Annotated in this window: 15 protein-coding genes and 1 pseudogene; 5 read left to right on the top strand and 11 right to left on the bottom strand. The window is 44.6% G+C overall.

The window, feature by feature from the left end; genetic code table 11:
- Nucleotides 1-11 precede the first annotated feature (11 nt).
- Complete coding sequence (locus ACU1JV_RS11030; RefSeq protein WP_413985951.1) at nt 12-1163, bottom strand: iron-containing alcohol dehydrogenase; 1152 nt, start codon at nt 1161-1163, stop codon at nt 12-14.
- 246 nt (nt 1164-1409) lie between these two features.
- Here ACU1JV_RS11030 and ACU1JV_RS11025 point away from each other — a divergent pair, with 246 nt between their 5' ends.
- From ACU1JV_RS11025 to ACU1JV_RS11010, 4 genes and pseudogenes are all read left to right on the top strand, one after another.
- Nucleotides 1410-2444, top strand: a complete 1035-nt coding sequence (locus tag ACU1JV_RS11025; RefSeq protein WP_413985950.1) for a stalk domain-containing protein — start codon at nt 1410-1412, stop codon at nt 2442-2444.
- A 267-nt stretch (nt 2445-2711) separates the two neighbouring features.
- Nucleotides 2712-3120: pseudogene (locus ACU1JV_RS11020) on the top strand (GNAT family N-acetyltransferase).
- 23 nt (nt 3121-3143) lie between these two features.
- Entirely contained in the window at nt 3144-3518 is a 375-nt protein-coding gene (locus tag ACU1JV_RS11015; protein ID WP_264217277.1) for an iron chaperone, read from the top strand.
- 174 nt (nt 3519-3692) lie between these two features.
- Nucleotides 3693-4370 carry a tetratricopeptide repeat protein gene (locus ACU1JV_RS11010; RefSeq protein WP_413985949.1) on the top strand — a complete coding sequence of 226 codons (678 nt, stop codon included), beginning with the start codon at nt 3693-3695 and terminating at the stop codon, nt 4368-4370.
- Nucleotides 4371-4476: 106 nt separating this feature from the next.
- On the opposite strand, the gene ACU1JV_RS11005 is transcribed toward ACU1JV_RS11010, so the two are convergent.
- From ACU1JV_RS11005 to ACU1JV_RS10960, 10 genes are all read right to left on the bottom strand, one after another.
- Nucleotides 4477-5115 (bottom strand): GDSL-type esterase/lipase family protein, encoded by a 639-nt coding sequence (locus ACU1JV_RS11005; protein ID WP_013370607.1) that lies wholly within the window; start codon nt 5113-5115, stop codon nt 4477-4479.
- Between the two features lie 68 nt (nt 5116-5183).
- Entirely contained in the window at nt 5184-5606 is a 423-nt protein-coding gene (locus ACU1JV_RS11000; protein ID WP_013370606.1) for a GNAT family N-acetyltransferase, read from the bottom strand.
- A gap of 41 nt (nt 5607-5647) precedes the next feature.
- Nucleotides 5648-6202, bottom strand: coding sequence for a nucleotidyltransferase family protein (locus tag ACU1JV_RS10995; RefSeq protein WP_016819242.1), 555 nt, complete (start codon nt 6200-6202; stop codon nt 5648-5650).
- Nucleotides 6203-6222: 20 nt separating this feature from the next.
- Complete coding sequence (locus tag ACU1JV_RS10990) at nt 6223-7476, bottom strand: MDR family MFS transporter (RefSeq protein WP_413985948.1); 1254 nt, start codon at nt 7474-7476, stop codon at nt 6223-6225.
- Between the two features lie 34 nt (nt 7477-7510).
- Entirely contained in the window at nt 7511-9244 is a 1734-nt protein-coding gene (locus ACU1JV_RS10985) for an ATP-binding protein (RefSeq protein WP_413985947.1), read from the bottom strand.
- Between the two features lie 49 nt (nt 9245-9293).
- The gene (locus ACU1JV_RS10980; RefSeq protein ID WP_064963135.1) at nt 9294-10358 is read right to left on the bottom strand and encodes a cobalamin B12-binding domain-containing protein; all 1065 of its coding nucleotides are present in this window, start codon (nt 10356-10358) and stop codon (nt 9294-9296) included.
- Nucleotides 10359-10541: 183 nt separating this feature from the next.
- A complete protein-coding gene (locus ACU1JV_RS10975) occupies nt 10542-11003 on the bottom strand; it encodes a MarR family winged helix-turn-helix transcriptional regulator (protein ID WP_013309820.1) in 462 nt (153 codons plus the stop codon).
- Between the two features lie 198 nt (nt 11004-11201).
- Complete coding sequence (locus ACU1JV_RS10970) at nt 11202-11651, bottom strand: VanZ family protein (RefSeq protein ID WP_413985946.1); 450 nt, start codon at nt 11649-11651, stop codon at nt 11202-11204.
- Entirely contained in the window at nt 11651-12319 is a 669-nt protein-coding gene (rpiA, locus tag ACU1JV_RS10965; protein ID WP_413985945.1) for a ribose-5-phosphate isomerase RpiA, read from the bottom strand. Before rpiA ends, ACU1JV_RS10970 begins: the two co-directional genes overlap by 1 nt.
- Before the next feature lie 60 nt (nt 12320-12379).
- Nucleotides 12380-12850 carry a GNAT family N-acetyltransferase gene (locus ACU1JV_RS10960; protein ID WP_129549089.1) on the bottom strand — a complete coding sequence of 157 codons (471 nt, stop codon included), beginning with the start codon at nt 12848-12850 and terminating at the stop codon, nt 12380-12382.
- A 466-nt stretch (nt 12851-13316) separates the two neighbouring features.
- Between ACU1JV_RS10960 and ACU1JV_RS10955 the strand changes: the two genes are divergently transcribed.
- On the top strand, nt 13317-15086 hold the full coding sequence (locus ACU1JV_RS10955; protein ID WP_058829450.1) for a methyl-accepting chemotaxis protein: 1770 nt from the start codon (nt 13317-13319) through the stop codon (nt 15084-15086).
- Nucleotides 15087-15170: the final 84 nt, after the last annotated feature.

The raw sequence follows: 15170 nt of genomic DNA, 5'->3' as shown, positions 1-15170 counted from the left end.
AGCAGTATGATTTATAGAATTTTCTTAAACATTTCGATAACTTGTTCTTTGCTAGGTATGAACGGATTGCCCGGAGCGCAAGCATCCTTCATGGAGTTTTCGGCAAGCAAATCTAAATCCACCTCGTTTACACCTAGTTCAGAAAGTTTGGCAGGAATCCCTACTTCCTTCGACAGGTCCTTGATTCTTTGAATTACATAGTCTGCGCATTCTTTATCCGTTTTTCCCTTATCTTCAAATCCGATCACCTTAGCAATGGCACGAAACTTCTCTGGTACATGCTTGGCATTCTCCTCTTCCACAATCGGCAGCAGCATGGCATTGCAAACCCCATGAGGCAAATCGTATACCCCGCCTAGCTGATGGGCCATAGCATGGACATAACCCAATCCGGCATTATTAAATGCAAGTCCTCCCAAGAAAATAGCGAAAACCATTTGTTCACGTGCTTCTATATCATGACCATCGCTCACCGTGCGGGCCAAATTGTTAAAAATAAGTTCTACTGCTGCCAACGCGGTCGCATTTGTAACAGGGTATGAACCCCGAGTAACCAAAGCTTCAATGGCATGGGTCAAAGCATCTAGTCCGGTAGCTGCCGTTAATGCGGCGGGTTTGTCTACCATCAGTTCAGGATCGTTGACTGAAATCGTAGCTACGCTATTCTTGTCAACCATAACCATTTTGACTTTGCGCTCTTCGTCCGTAATGACATAATTGATTGTAATTTCTGCGGATGTTCCTGCCGTTGTATTAATAGCAACAATCGGCAGCGATTTATGCTTGGATTGATGAACGCCCTCATACTCAGTTATATGTCCCCCATTGGTAGCAATAATGCCGATTCCCTTGGCCGTATCCTGTGGGGATCCTCCGCCAATGGAAATTAAAAAGTCACAGCCGTTTTCTTGTAGAAATTGGACGCCATCATGTACATTTTTACAGGTCGGGTTGGGCTTGACCTCATCATATACCGCATAGTCCAAGCCTATATCATCCAGCAAGGATGTGACCTTGCCGGCAATTCCACTCTTCATCAGAAACTTATCCGTCACAACCAGTGCTTTGTTTAAATGTAGTTCTTTTATATAGGGTCCAACTTCATGCAAACAGCCTTTTCCCATCAGATTGATAGATGGTACAAAAAATACATGTGCGCTCATAAAAATCTGCCTCCTAAGGATTCACTTTTGATCCCTCGCTGAATACAGAACTACTCTAAAGTGAAACATTTCACAATTGTAATTCTATCTTTATTTGATTTTGATGTCAATATAAAAACAAAGATATTGCTTTGGTTTATTTTTGTTTATTTTGTTTTTTGAATCAGTCCAATAATTGGTACACAACTAATCGGAGGCAGTATCGTACAACTTAGAGGAACACATTAACAACGAGGTGATGACAGCATGAGAATCAACAAGAAAGTATGGCTGGCTCTGCTGGCAGTACCACTGCTTCAAGCAACCCCATCTTACGCCAAGCCGGCACCGCTAACTCCAGTAACAACCGTTTATGTGGATGACCGCCCGCTTGAGCTTACTGCTCAACCGCTACTGCTAAACGGGACAACGCTCGTTCCCATGCGGCAGTTGTTTGAAGCGCAAGGAGCTGTGCTTTCCTGGAACGGATCCAGCAAAACCGTAACAGCAACCAAAAACGACACGACGCTGACCTATCGCATTGGAGAAGTCACTTCCACCCTCAACGGTAAAACGCTATCCCTGAACGTTCCCGGACAGATTGTTGAGGGCAACACAATGATTCCACTGCGTTTTGTGAGTGAAGCACTTGGGAGCACAGTGAAGTGGGACGACCTAACCCGTACGATTCGGATTGCCTCCGCTGATGATTTTTTCACAACGGTTCTTTCCGGAGTCAACCTGCGTAGCAAACCGGATTCATCAGAAACTTCCCCTTCCCTGCGGCTTATTCCAACCGGTGAAAAGGTTCATGTCATCCGCGAGTTCAATGCCCTCTGGCTGGAAGTACGCACTAAAAACAACCTGACCGGGTACATATCGGCAAAACCAAAATACAGTGACTATACCAGCACTTCCCTAGCAGAACGGCAGGGAGATGAACTGATCGCCTACGGGCAGAAATTCCTTGGTGCCCCTTATGAATTCGGCGCTGCAACCGGACAGACATCGACCTTTGATTGTTCCTCTTTTGTCGGGGAAGTGTTCCGGCATACGCTCTCTGTCGACCTCCCCCGTGTCTCTTACGATCAGGCCAAAGAAGGCCAAGAGATCGGGCTGAACGAGCTGCGCAAAGGTGACCTGCTGTTCTTCAGTGCGCGGGGGCTGGAGATCGGCCATGTGGCGATCTATGCAGGGAACAACAAATTGCTGCATACTTTCTCCAAAGAACGCAGCGTTCATTTTGACACGTTTGACGGTAAATGGAAGAAACGTTTCGTAACAGCTCGCAGGGTGTTTTAGGACAAGCAGATACCCCATAACCGTAGGCTGCTCCATTACCACATTCATTATCTTCTGATTGCCTTTTGCCGGACGCCTCCCTTGCGGTTTGCGTTCAGGCGGCAAAAGGATTCATTCGTTCCCATTGTTCAACACGTAATTCGATACTCTTCTTTAACGTTTTCTTTCAAAATCTTGAATCTTTCCCATCAGATCTGCTTAAATAGGTTTAATAGATTTTTCAGAAAACACGAATATGTACGCTAATTATAGACAGGAGGAATCGTTATGCAATTTGAGACAGATCGGCTCATCATTCGTGATATTTGCAGATCCGATTGGGGAAGTATACATACCTACACGTCATTGCCTCAAGTTACTAGGCACACAGCATGGGGACCCAATACAGAAGAAGATACAAAGGCGTATATAGAACAAGTTCTAGTCTCACAGCTGGAAAAGCCACGACAAGACTACGAACTAGCCGTATGTCTGAAAGACACTGGAATTCTGATCGGCGGTGTTGGTATTCATGTCAAAGATACTAATGCAGAAATGGGTTATATTTTAAACCCAGATTATCAAGGTAAGGGTTATGCAACGTGAAGGTATAATGCGAGAACATTGGTACTACAAAGGCGAGTTTCATGATTCATATTTGTACTCTATTCTTGCTGAGGAATATTACAGGACATAATTTTTATTTTAGGAGGGAACAACATGGAAGTTTTTGCAGAATATTTAGCGCATATTGATAACCCACAACATCGGGTCCGAACGGAAGAGGTTTTGGCTTGGGTAACCAAGAATTTCCCAAATTTATTGCCAAAAATTGCGTGGAATCAGCCTATGTTTACGGATCACGGCACATTTATTATTGGCTTTAGCGTAGCCAAACATCATTTAGCCGTTGCCCCTGAAAAGGCAGGGATTAATCATTTTTCTGAGTTAATTGTACAGGCTGGCTATAATCACACCAAGCAGTTGGTACGTATCCAGTGGGATAGTCCAGTTGATTTCTCATTACTTGAGAAAATAATCGAGTTTAATATTTTGGATAAGGCCGACTGTTCAACCTTTTGGCGGGAATGCTGAGACTTCTCATGCTCCTCTTTTTCCCCATCGATATATCAAAAGCATGTACAAGTTCCCCACCAATTCTGAAAGCTATCATCCTTCGAAATCTCATCATGCTAATGCCCCTTAAAGTAACCTATGCTATAATGTGGAAAGTATGGATAGTTACATATACAGGAGGATTGGAGCAGAATGATTGGGAAATTTTTAATTTTCTCTCTACTATGGAGTTTGCTCGGTAATCCATTTTTGGCATTGCTCGTACTCCTAATTGTGATCTATATATTGGATCGCAGCTTTGTCGGTGTATTGCCCAGCATCAGCAAACCGTGGAAAAGAAGACGCAATGCAGCACGATTGCGTCAGCAAATTGTGTTAAACACCAACGATGTGGCTGCCAAGTTTGATTTGGCACGGATTTGGATCGAAAGCAAGAAATACTCGCAGGCTTTGGAGCTACTATTGGAAATTCAATCCCGATATGAAGATTCAGCAGATTATTGGAACGCGCGGGGTACGGCTGAGGTACACATAACCCACCTGGAGGATGGAGAACAGCATTTACTCAAGGCACTGGACATTAACCCGCGGGTGCAATACGGTGAACCCTATTTACATTTAGCCGCAGCTTTCAAGGAAAGAGACGTAAATAAGTCACTACACTATCTACAGCATTTTCAGGAGATTCAGTCTTCTTCCAGCGAGGGCTATTATCTGACAGGCCTGATGTACCGTATGCTGGGACGCAAGGATGAAGCCATCACTGCATTTAACCAGTCTATTGCTGTCTATCGTTCTCTGCCCAAATACCGCAAACGAAGTGAGCGCAAGTGGGCTGCACGCAGTCTATTCCGTAAAATAATCAGCTAAATCACACGCTAAAACGCAAAAAAGAGGTTCAAGATGAACAGTTAATCTGCCATGATGAACCTCTTTCTTTATTATACTTTTTCCGATCCAAAGCATCCTCTCACGGTCATCGTAACGGCGCATAACCAAGTCGATTCAGCTCTTCCGCAATCACGCGATAACCACGGCTGTTCGGATGTATCCGGTCCAGCGAAAGCAGTGCCCGTTCATTGCCTTCGAATATGGGATAAATGTTCGCTACCCGATAATTCGGCCCGCCCAATGTATAGAGAAACGAGTTGTATTGGCGCACATATACTCCCGCCTCCCTTACTCCTGGAAAAGGATTATATAACCCCACCATTCGGATGATAAATGGCTCACGCTGACCGGACTTTATTTGATACAGGGCATGTACAATTTGGCGTACATGTTCTTTGGTATGATTCAGCGCTTGCGAAATGGAAGAACCCGACGCGCCTGGGCTTCCAGCAAGTGTACTGATATATGGACGCAGATCATTCCCGCCGATCGTCACCGTTATGAGTTCAGCCCGGCTGATTGCCGACCGAAAAAGCGGATTGTTGCGGACCATGGACAGCAGCTCCTGCGATGTCAATCCGTTGATTCCCAGATTCTCGTAACTGACTGGCGTACGGAGATGTCTTTCCGCCATTCGCCGATAGACAGGTACAAAGCCGCCACTCAGCAACGTCCCTGCACCTGTCGTTAAAGAATCTCCAATCGCTGTGTAGTGATACGCCAATGAAACCCACCTCCCTCCGACATAACATATATTATGTAGAAAAAAGGAAGTGGGACACGGAGATTCGCTTATTCTTCGTCTATTTCATATATACAATGGAATTGCCCACCATCTGGCAAATCCTCCGATCCATATACGGCAAAACCCACGTTGCGGAAGAAATCTGCCCCCTCCGCATCTGTGTCCACCGTAAGTCGCTTCGGGCTACGCTCCTTAATAAGCGTAAGCAACATCCCTCTGCCGTAGCCTCTATGACGATTTTCAGGTAATACAGCCAGATGATGGAGCACGATCGTTCCATCCTCCCGCTCCTCAAAACCGACAACACCTACAATAAGTCCTTCATCTTCCACACCGAACAACTTCCATTCATCCGAGGCTTGATAAGCACGCAAAGCCGCCTCTCCGCGTTCAGGATGATCAAGCACAGCATAGGTAAGAAGCTCCAGCACCTCCTCACGATCTGAATCTGGTTTTATATTTTTAAACATCGTTAGTCGTCTCTCCTTATAATCTGAAATGAGGTTATACTTTAGTTTTCCACAATAAGCAACGGCCAATTATCTAGCCACTGTTTTTCAAATACACGCTGGCGAAAAGCCGTAGTGTGACGGAACAGGGGGCTTTGGCGTACCCGCATATCCAGCAGATCTTCCAACCCATGCGGACAAATAACCTCCATTTGATCCTTGGCATTCAATCGAATGGCTACAGCTGTTGCCGTCTCTGGCCAGCGGCTCATCGCATCCTCTATCGAGGAATACGGAGCCTCCCCGTTGCGAATATGCATCCGAGCTTGATTTTTGACAGACCAGTTGCGTCCTGCCTGTTTACGATTCAAGGACTGCTCCAGAAACTCATCTCGTTCCTCTAGCGTATTTTTGGGGTCAAAATAAATAACATCGATATCGTTTAGAGGTGTAGCCGTTGTATAGCCATGAAGCTTGTCCCAAACCCGGTTTCGTACATAGCCCGCGGCTATACAGCCTTGCGGAAGCTTCAGCTCTCGCACATAGCGCAAGTCTTCCAAGACCTGTGGATCATTCATATATTGTATAATTCGTAGCACATCTTCTTCCGACTTCATCCTGTACTCAGCTCCCTTTTTTATGATGATAGTTGCTGCACAGACTCTCCACCTTTAGCCGCGAACCGGGCTGTACGCTGCGCCAAACGGCGGCGTGCGACCAGCAGGAACGGAATACCGATCACAACCGACAGTGCAACCGGAACAAACACGGCAAGCGGTGCTGTTTGACCATAGATATCCAGCAACCAGCCACCAAATAAAGGAGCCAGTACACTACCCAAATTATTAAAGCCGATCGTACCGAAGTAGGTCCCTTTATATTGGACATCAGCAATTTGATCAATCAGTACGTCCAGCATCGTGAACAATAATACTTCGCCTACTGTAAACAGCACCATATCCAGTATAAACATCCAGCCTGAGTTTAGCATACCGCACAGCAGCACGCTGACCGCAATACATATATTCCCTGCTATTAAAGAATTCACTGGAGAAAAGCGGCTTGCCAGTCGTACCAGTGGATACTGAAAAGCCAATACGCAAACCGCGTTGACCGTTAGCATGTATGTAAACCACCGGGTACCTTCCTCGAAGGACAACGATAAAAATTGAGGCATTGTCGAATTGGAATGAGCATAGCCCATTACGCAGAATACGGTTCCCAACAAAATCGGCATAAATACGGGATCTCTGCTGGCTGTTCGGAACGCCTCGCCCATCCGCAGCGGAGCCTCTCCTGCGGTTGTGCCTACATGTAGATCTGCTGCATACCGAGTAAATTGGATCAACAGCAGCACACCGTACAGAGCATACACACCAGCGGCTACCATAAACGGCGAACCTGTAGATGCCGATCCCAACATCAAACCAAGCAGCGGTCCTGCCACCACACCAACATTAATCGCCGCATATCTCATGTTATAGACGAGCAATCTTTTCTCCTTGGGGGTTACATCTGATAATAGCGCCCGCGAAGTTGGCTCGAACAAGGATCTGCATAGTCCGTTCAGAGCATTAATGACAAAAAAAGCCCAAGCCGCTTCTGCCAACGCAAAAGCGACGAATACAAGCGCCCAGCTCGCGATGGATACCAGCATCACCTTACGCCGTCCGATCCGATCTGAAATATATCCACCGTAAAAGCTGGCAAAAATGCCGACCAGCGAGCTGACCGATACGATCACCCCCGTATGAAAGGGGGAGACCCCCAGACGGGTGGTCAGATAAATAGACAAAAATGGGATGCTCATCGAGGTCGCCATCCGACCAAAAATCGTACCCGCTATAATTGTCCAGGCCAGCGGGTGAATGGAACGCAGCTGTTCTTTCATATATATATCTTAGGTCCTCCTTCTAGGTACAAGTCTAACAAGGGGGAATCAGTCTAGACTGGTGAATATAACGTTCCAGCTCTAAGCACGTTGCCTGATAGACAGACTGGAGCGCAGACAACTTCACTTGCGTATTCTCAAGTCGGTTCTCCCGTGCAAGCTGTTCAATATCAGACAGCAACTTGGACAAACGCCCGACCCCTAGACTCACGCTGCCTGATTTCAACTCATGAGCAGCCTCTACTACTTTTGTGGCTTCGCCCGCAGCAACCAATTCTTTTAACTTGTTGATTTTGGCAGGTGTATCACTAGTATACATTTCAACCAATGACTCGAGTAATCCCGTGCTACCATCCTCATCCAGCAACATAATTTCCCGAATAACATCCTCATCCAAAATAGGCTCGGATTCCGGAACGGGTAGCCATTTGACGAGCTTTTCTGAGAGATTTTCAATCGTCACCGGTTTCGTCAAGTAATCGTTCACTCCAACCTCCCGCCCACGAGCCTGGTCTTCCTCGGACACATTTCCGGTCAAAGAAATGATCGTTACGGGCGGCTGTTGGTTTTCTACTTCCCACTGGCGGATCGCTTTCGCCGCATCGTGACCATTTAGCAGAGGCATATGGTGATCCATTAGAATGCAGGCGTAGGATCGTTCGGAGGCCGCTCTTACTGCGGCTTTCCCATCCTCGGCAAAGTCAATATGCTGGAATCCCAGGTGGTTAAGCTGTAATTGTACCACTTGACGATTCACCCGATTATCCTCAGCCACCAAAATAGCTTGAGAAAGACTATGCTCACGAAGCAATTCGCTACGTGCCGTCAATTCACCATTTTCATGTTTCTCTATTTTATCTACCTGTCCTGATGCCTTCCTGAAGGGAATTTCAAACCAAAATGTGGAGCCTTGGCCTTCTTCGCTGACGACCCCAATCTCTCCCTGCATAAGTTTCACAAACGAGCTGCATATCCACAGTCCCAGTCCCGTTCCTCCATATTGGGATGCGCTACCCTCACCGGCTTGCACATAAGGCTGAAATAGCTTGTCCTGATCCTCCGGTGAAATCCCGATGCCCGAATCCTGTACTTCAAAACGAACACGTTGGGAATCTTTTGTTTCCTCAACCAATTTTGTCCGAACAACAAGGTTCCCTTCGCTTGTAAATTTATTCGCATTGTTCAACAGATTAAGCAAGATCTGCATGATCCTTGCCGAATCTCCTTCGAGATGCTCTGCTACGCCAGGATCAGTCTCTATACTCAACTGATTGCCCATCTGATAAATTTGCGGCTCCAACAACTGGGCAACATGGCTCATAATCGCTTGAACTCTGACATTTCCGATCTCCAATTCCATCTGTCCTGCTTCTACTTTGGATATATCGAGCAGATTATTAATCATGTTTAGCAGCAGAGAGGCCGACTCACGTATCACACCGATGGCCTGCCGCTGATCTGGAGACAGTTTGGATGAAGCTAACATTTCGATCATCCCCAGAATTCCGTTCATTGGCGTTCTAAATTCATGACTAACCACGGCGAGAAAAGTGCTCTTCAGGTCATTAGCCCGTATCGCTTCTTCCTTTGTCCGCTTTAATTCCGCATTGCTTTTGGCAAGCTGACGTTGCAGATTGACCAGCTCGTTGTTCATTGCTGAAAATTCATTCAGCAGCTTTTCTTCCTCAGCTTTGCTTTTCAGAACCTCATCCGTTAATTGTTCGACCGTTCTCCGCAGGACAGCCATTTCTGCTGTCGGTTCCTTCATATTAAAAGGCCCCCTTTACAAAATGACTTACGGGTTGCCAACACTAACATTATCTCTTGAGCGAAAGTATGCCCTCTGCTACCTCCAGCGCTTCCTCCGCACCTGGTGCATATCCATCCGCCCCAACTTCCTGCCATAAGTGTGAATCAAGATTAAAGGGCAAGCCACCGACCATAATTTTCACATGACTAGTAGTTGTATTTTGACGGATAACAGTAATCAACTTTTTCACCAGATGGACATGGTAAGCCATGGTAGCTGAGATAGCTACCACATCTGCGTTGTAACTCACAATGGCCTGAAGCAGGCTCCGATCAGGTACATTAGCACCTAAATAGTACGTATCCCAACCATCCATCTCGAATATATCAGCCAGCATACGCAGACCTATTTCATGCTGCTCGCTGCCTACGCATGCTGCTACAAGGCTGCGTCCCTTATTTCCAGTACCTATCCATCTGGGATACAGGCTGGAAATAATAAACTGAGTCGCAGCAGTACAAAAATGTTCTTGGCCAACCGTAATTTTGCCTTCATGCCACAGTCGACCTATTTCATATTGCGAAATTTGAAAAATATATTTATAAGTATGTTGAATAGACGTACCTTCATCAAGCAAATGAACGATCCAATCCAAAGCCTGTCTGCGATTACCTAAAAGTAAATATTCCAAATATTGAGCCACATCTGCAGCATAGGGATTATCATCTGTAATAAAAGAGGCGTACTCCTCCTTCTTCCCAATTTGCTGTATCCCCAATTCCAGATGCATCAGCACCGTCGTTTTATCCGTGTGATGAAAGTGCTCTACCAACGTCTCCCGAATTAATTGAAAATTGATGATCAAATCTTCTTGGGTTATGCCGAAACCTTCTAGAAGTCTCTTTAACCAGGAAACATAATACGTAAATAAAATAGGACTGTTCACGATTACACTTTCTGCTAAATAGTTCAAACTATATATGGAGTCCTGTTTTGTCTTTATTTTACCGTTGTCCCCAAAGCGCTCCAAAAGATCCGGCTGTAATTCGTATTGTTTATGGGTAACTAGTTCAGCCAAGCCTCCTGCTTGCATTAATAGCGACTCACCTGCGGTATATTGCTGTATACTCATGTACAGCTCCTTCCCCGACAAGGTATTTGTATATGAAACAGGTTCTAGGGATGACCTCAGATCGAGACTATTAGACAATTATACCTGATTTGCGTACCTACTGCTCCAAAATTAGACAAAAAAATAAAATACCGAAAAGTCGGTATTTTATCTCAAAGCTGAATTAACCAGAATATGCAACACTTATGATCCGTTACTCTTCTGTCCCTCAGCTGTTAGTCCAAGCTTTTTTAGCAGATGAATAGCCTGCTCCTTCTCTTCCACGGATAAGCCATCCACAGTCTCCATAATAACACGATGATGCTGTGGAAATATTTGCTCAAAAAAATGACGTCCATCGTCAGTCAATTCTGCATAAATTACACGCCGATCATCTTGTGACGCACGGCGAGTAAGCAGGTTTTTTTTCTGAAGTTTATCCACCACATACGTAATATTCCCACTGGAGATCAGTACCTTTTCTCCAATTTTCTGCAAAGGCTGCGGTCCGCGATAATACAGCAGGTCAAGCACACCAAATTCAGTTGTATTTAATCCATGACTATGAATGTCCCGATTCGTGCGAGATGTGACCGAATTATAGGCACGTGCCAGAACAACGAACAAATTAAGCGCTAAGTCCTGATCATCTGGTTTTACAGACATATTAACAGCCTCCGTTACTCATATCTTTATTCCAAGATATCTTAATTGCGTACTTTTGTCAAGTTTAAGCGCTTCCCTTCCCGCTCTTACGCTCTGTTATTGTAGGAATTACCATCTATTATGCGAAAATTGCCGTTCATTATGTAAAAAAGCCTGCCCTCGACCAGTCATTAAACACTGATATCGAGAGCAGGGCGATTATGATTCAATTCTTAATTTCTTGCGTAAAAATACGTAGGCAACACGTCCGCATAATACTCCAAGTACATTCAGTATGATGTCATCCACATCCATCGTACCTGCTCCCAGCAGCATTTGGTTTACTTCGAGTATGACCAATGCGGCCACCATCACTAACAGCAGCCTGCCTACCTTGCGCATAGACACCCAAATGATCGGCAAAAGAACACCGAAGGGAATGAACACAGCAATATTCCCAAGCAAATTAACACCCCATACCCGAAAAGGGGACGAATGCATCGCCCGCCAGTATCGCCCAATCGTATCCAATGGAACAATATTATATGAATACGGAGGTCCTGGCCGTAATGTACGACCAAAACCGAGAAACATCCAATATAATAGAAGCCCTGTATATAATATCAATAACACGAATGCCAAATTATAAAACAGACGGTTACCAGACATTATTTATTCCGTACGTCAATTTGTCCATTAGCTCGTGCGATAATGACTTGGTCCGCCATGTTAATGAACAGTCCATTATCGACTACACCCGGAATTTGATTTAAGCGAAATTCCAGCTCCTGCGGGTTCTCGATCGTACCATAGCGACAATCGGCAATATAATTACCGTTATCCGTAAGGAAGCGCTCGCCGTCTTTCATACGCCATTCCGCTTTACAACCCGTCTGCCGCAGAGCCTCCAACGTCCATTCACTGGCAAAAGGTACTACCTCGACCGGCAAAGGGAATGCTCCCAGTACCTTCACATCCTTGGACTCATCCACAATAATGATTAATCGGTCGGTATTGCTTTCCACAATTTTCTCTCTCAGCAGAGCACCGCCTCCACCTTTCACCAATACCAGTTGCTCATTCACCTCATCTGCACCATCAATGGTAACGTCAAGCCTTCCAATTTGATCAAACGGAATGATGGGAATTCCCAGCTCCCTAGCCTGATCCTCCGAGGCTTGGGATGTAGCTACAGCCTGTATATGTAAACCTTGTGCCACACGCTCTCCGATTTTTTGAATAGCCCAATAGGCTGTCGAGCCTGTACCAAGTCCTACTTTCATGCCATCCTGAATCGCCTCAACTGCTTTTTCGGCCGCTTTTTGCTTCAAATTCATTATCATCTCTCCCGCTATATAGGCTAGTGTTGATCAACATCTATTTTATATGAGAACGCTTTATAAAGACAGAGACAGCTTTTTACCATAACAAAGACTATTTTCATCGTATTCATACTCCCCAAATCGTTCAATAGGTTCGTACCCTTGCTTGGTATAGAAGGCAATTGCCTCAGGTTGAGCCGCTCCGGTCTCTAGTTTAATCCTTACAACTCCCCGCTTTCTGGCTTCCTCTTCCAGAAAAGATAATAGGCTGACCGCAATTCCTTGTCTGCGATAAGAGGAATCGACATAAAATCTCTTAAGTTCCATCTCTTCCGCATCTATAGGCCTAAGCCCTCCGCAAGCAACCGGTTTTTCATCCACATACACAACAGCGAAAAACATACTTTTAACTTTTGGATTGGAAAAATCGACCAAGTAAATTTGATCAGCAGGATACCTTTCCAGCAAGTCTTCATCCAGCCTATGAATCAAATGATGCAGATCCGCGTGATTGCTCTCAACCTTTAAAATCGTAAGCTTGGACACTCTTCTCTTCCCTCTTCTCTATGCATAGATACATGGACTCATTTGCAAACAATTCACGTAAACCGCGATAAATCAAGCATTTGCGGCTTCAAATATGAAAAATGTCCCAAATTGATAAGTGCATTTGACTCTATTATAAAGTATGATGGTTTCTGTTGAATAGTTGCTTATGGACTGAAATGAACTTGAATTTCAAGCGTGAGTATAAATTGGAAAATACTGAAATACACACAACGTTTACCTATTAAAAATTAATTTTTTATTGTGTTAGGTATTCATTTCAAGAGCTTTTCGTACGACATATATATAGGGATATCTCACTTGTCCTAAAAAGACTTAAGACCTATTATAAAAAAATCAAGGGTCAATTATCTCTATTTATTGTGTTTGTAAGGGGGACTTGATTATCTCATTCGATAAGCGGTTCAACACCATATACAAAAATACTACCAGGGAGTGGAACATTTTGAAAAAGTGGAGTAGCTTATCATTCTTCACCAAAAACTTATTATTATCCTTCTTCAATATCGTACTGATCGGGCTAGTCCTTATTGTATCTAGCTATTTGATCCAACGTACGATTTTGATTGACCAGTTGCATGGGCAAGTGGAAAAAATCACATTGAAGTGGGCACAAGGCATTAATTCCGATGAAGTATCCCAAGCAGTTCAAGAAAAAAATTATGATGGACCCATTCAAACCAAGCTCCGTACCTATCTTGATAACATCATGGCGACGAACCCGAATATCTCTCACGCCTATATTTTCGGAACAGAGCTGGAAAATGGTAATCAGACATCCATTATTGCCATGCCAAAAGATCTGAGAGAATCATTTGAAAAAGAAAAGATGGGTGTCGGCGCTATGTACGAGCAACCCAATGTTGTGGCTGTAGGGGTAACTAGCATGCTGGACTCCGGCAAACCTACATTCACCAGTTTCTACGATGACTCTTTTGGTACTTGGACGACTTTGATGACGCCGATTAAAGATCCTAGTGGCAAAATCTTTGCTTATTTTGCGGTCGATGCTGATGCTGGGGCTGTACCGGCTGGATTGACTAAGCTGCTCATTAGCGGCGCTACCATTTTGGTGATATTCCTACTGATCTGCCTGGCGCTTCAATATTGGGTAGTAAAACGCACACTGTCTCCGATTAAGCAACTGATGTACGGTATCAGTGAAGTAAGCAGAGGAAACCTGGATGTTCAAATTCATACTGGCCAGGATGATTTGGGACTCGTGAATCAGAACTTTAACGATATGGTAAGCCATATTAACAGCATAATGACCAAAGTGAAGCAGACTACTGATGAAGTCAATGAATCTGCGAAAGAATTACTCGCAATCTGCGAGCAAAACGGAATCAATTCCAACATCATCAACCAAAATATCAATGAAATTACGGATAATATCCGTTCACAGGAAAAAGCGACAGGCGATAGTGCACGAGCTATGGCTGAAATGGCATCAGTTATCCAAAATATTGCTACTAGTTCTTCCAATGTGGCCGAAGAAGCCAATTCGGTAGAGAAGCGTTCCAATGAAGGTAACGAGATTGTAGATAAGGTATCATCCCAAATGCATTTGATTACCGATTCAGTAACGAATACTTCCCGTATCATCAAGTTGCTGGACAGCCGTTCACAGGAAATTGGCAATATCATTAGCACCATTTCAGGTATTTCTAGCCAAACGAACCTGCTCGCCCTGAACGCTTCTATAGAAGCTGCGCGTGTCGGTGAAGAAGGTAAAGGCTTTGCCGTTGTGGCCAATGAAGTACGCAAGCTGGCAGAACAATCTGCGGAAGCAACTAAACAAATTACGTCTCTGATTGAAGAAATTCAAAGTGAAATCGGACAAGCTGTGAATTCGATGGAGCAAGGGAACGTTGAAGTTCAAAACGGTATTGTCGTTGCTGGACAAGCAGGCGAATTGTTCAATGATATTCTTCAAGCAACTAAAAATCTAGCATGGCAAATCCAAGAAGTATCCAGTGCTACGGAGCAAATATCTGCGGGGACACAGGAAATGACCGCGACAGCAGACGATCTTTCCTCCACCGTAACCAAAACAGCCAATAACAGTGTTCACATTATGCAAACGGTAGAGGAACAAAAAGCTTCTTTGGATTCTATCATCGAGTCATCCCATAAGCTGACTTCCATGTCTGAAGAGCTTCAAGAAATTACATCTTATTTCAAAATTGCAGACACAAACCGTACCAAATCATAATATCCATTCATCGATTTCAATGTATATTTCATAAGTAAGTCGTTCGGTAATGCCTCCCTCCTGTTCATCCATTTGAAGGGATCG

The sequence above is a fragment of the Paenibacillus sp. T2-29 genome (genome assembly GCF_052921365.1).
Note: the sequence above shows the minus strand (reverse complement) of the source record. Positions and strands in the feature narration are given on the sequence as shown.

Coding starts and splice junctions, on each gene's coding strand:
- ACU1JV_RS11030 (WP_413985951.1), bottom strand. CDS start 1,163: ATGAGCGCACATGTATTTTTTGTACCATCTATCAATCTGATGGGAAAA.
- ACU1JV_RS11025 (WP_413985950.1), top strand. CDS start 1,410: ATGAGAATCAACAAGAAAGTATGGCTGGCTCTGCTGGCAGTACCACTG.
- ACU1JV_RS11015 (WP_264217277.1), top strand. CDS start 3,144: ATGGAAGTTTTTGCAGAATATTTAGCGCATATTGATAACCCACAACAT.
- ACU1JV_RS11010 (WP_413985949.1), top strand. CDS start 3,693: ATGATTGGGAAATTTTTAATTTTCTCTCTACTATGGAGTTTGCTCGGT.
- ACU1JV_RS11000 (WP_013370606.1), bottom strand. CDS start 5,606: ATGTTTAAAAATATAAAACCAGATTCAGATCGTGAGGAGGTGCTGGAG.
- ACU1JV_RS10995 (WP_016819242.1), bottom strand. CDS start 6,202: ATGAAGTCGGAAGAAGATGTGCTACGAATTATACAATATATGAATGAT.
- ACU1JV_RS10990 (WP_413985948.1), bottom strand. CDS start 7,476: ATGAAAGAACAGCTGCGTTCCATTCACCCGCTGGCCTGGACAATTATA.
- ACU1JV_RS10985 (WP_413985947.1), bottom strand. CDS start 9,244: ATGAAGGAACCGACAGCAGAAATGGCTGTCCTGCGGAGAACGGTCGAA.
- ACU1JV_RS10980 (WP_064963135.1), bottom strand. CDS start 10,358: ATGAGTATACAGCAATATACCGCAGGTGAGTCGCTATTAATGCAAGCA.
- ACU1JV_RS10975 (WP_013309820.1), bottom strand. CDS start 11,003: ATGTCTGTAAAACCAGATGATCAGGACTTAGCGCTTAATTTGTTCGTT.
- ACU1JV_RS10970 (WP_413985946.1), bottom strand. CDS start 11,651: ATGTCTGGTAACCGTCTGTTTTATAATTTGGCATTCGTGTTATTGATA.
- rpiA (WP_413985945.1), bottom strand. CDS start 12,319: ATGAATTTGAAGCAAAAAGCGGCCGAAAAAGCAGTTGAGGCGATTCAG.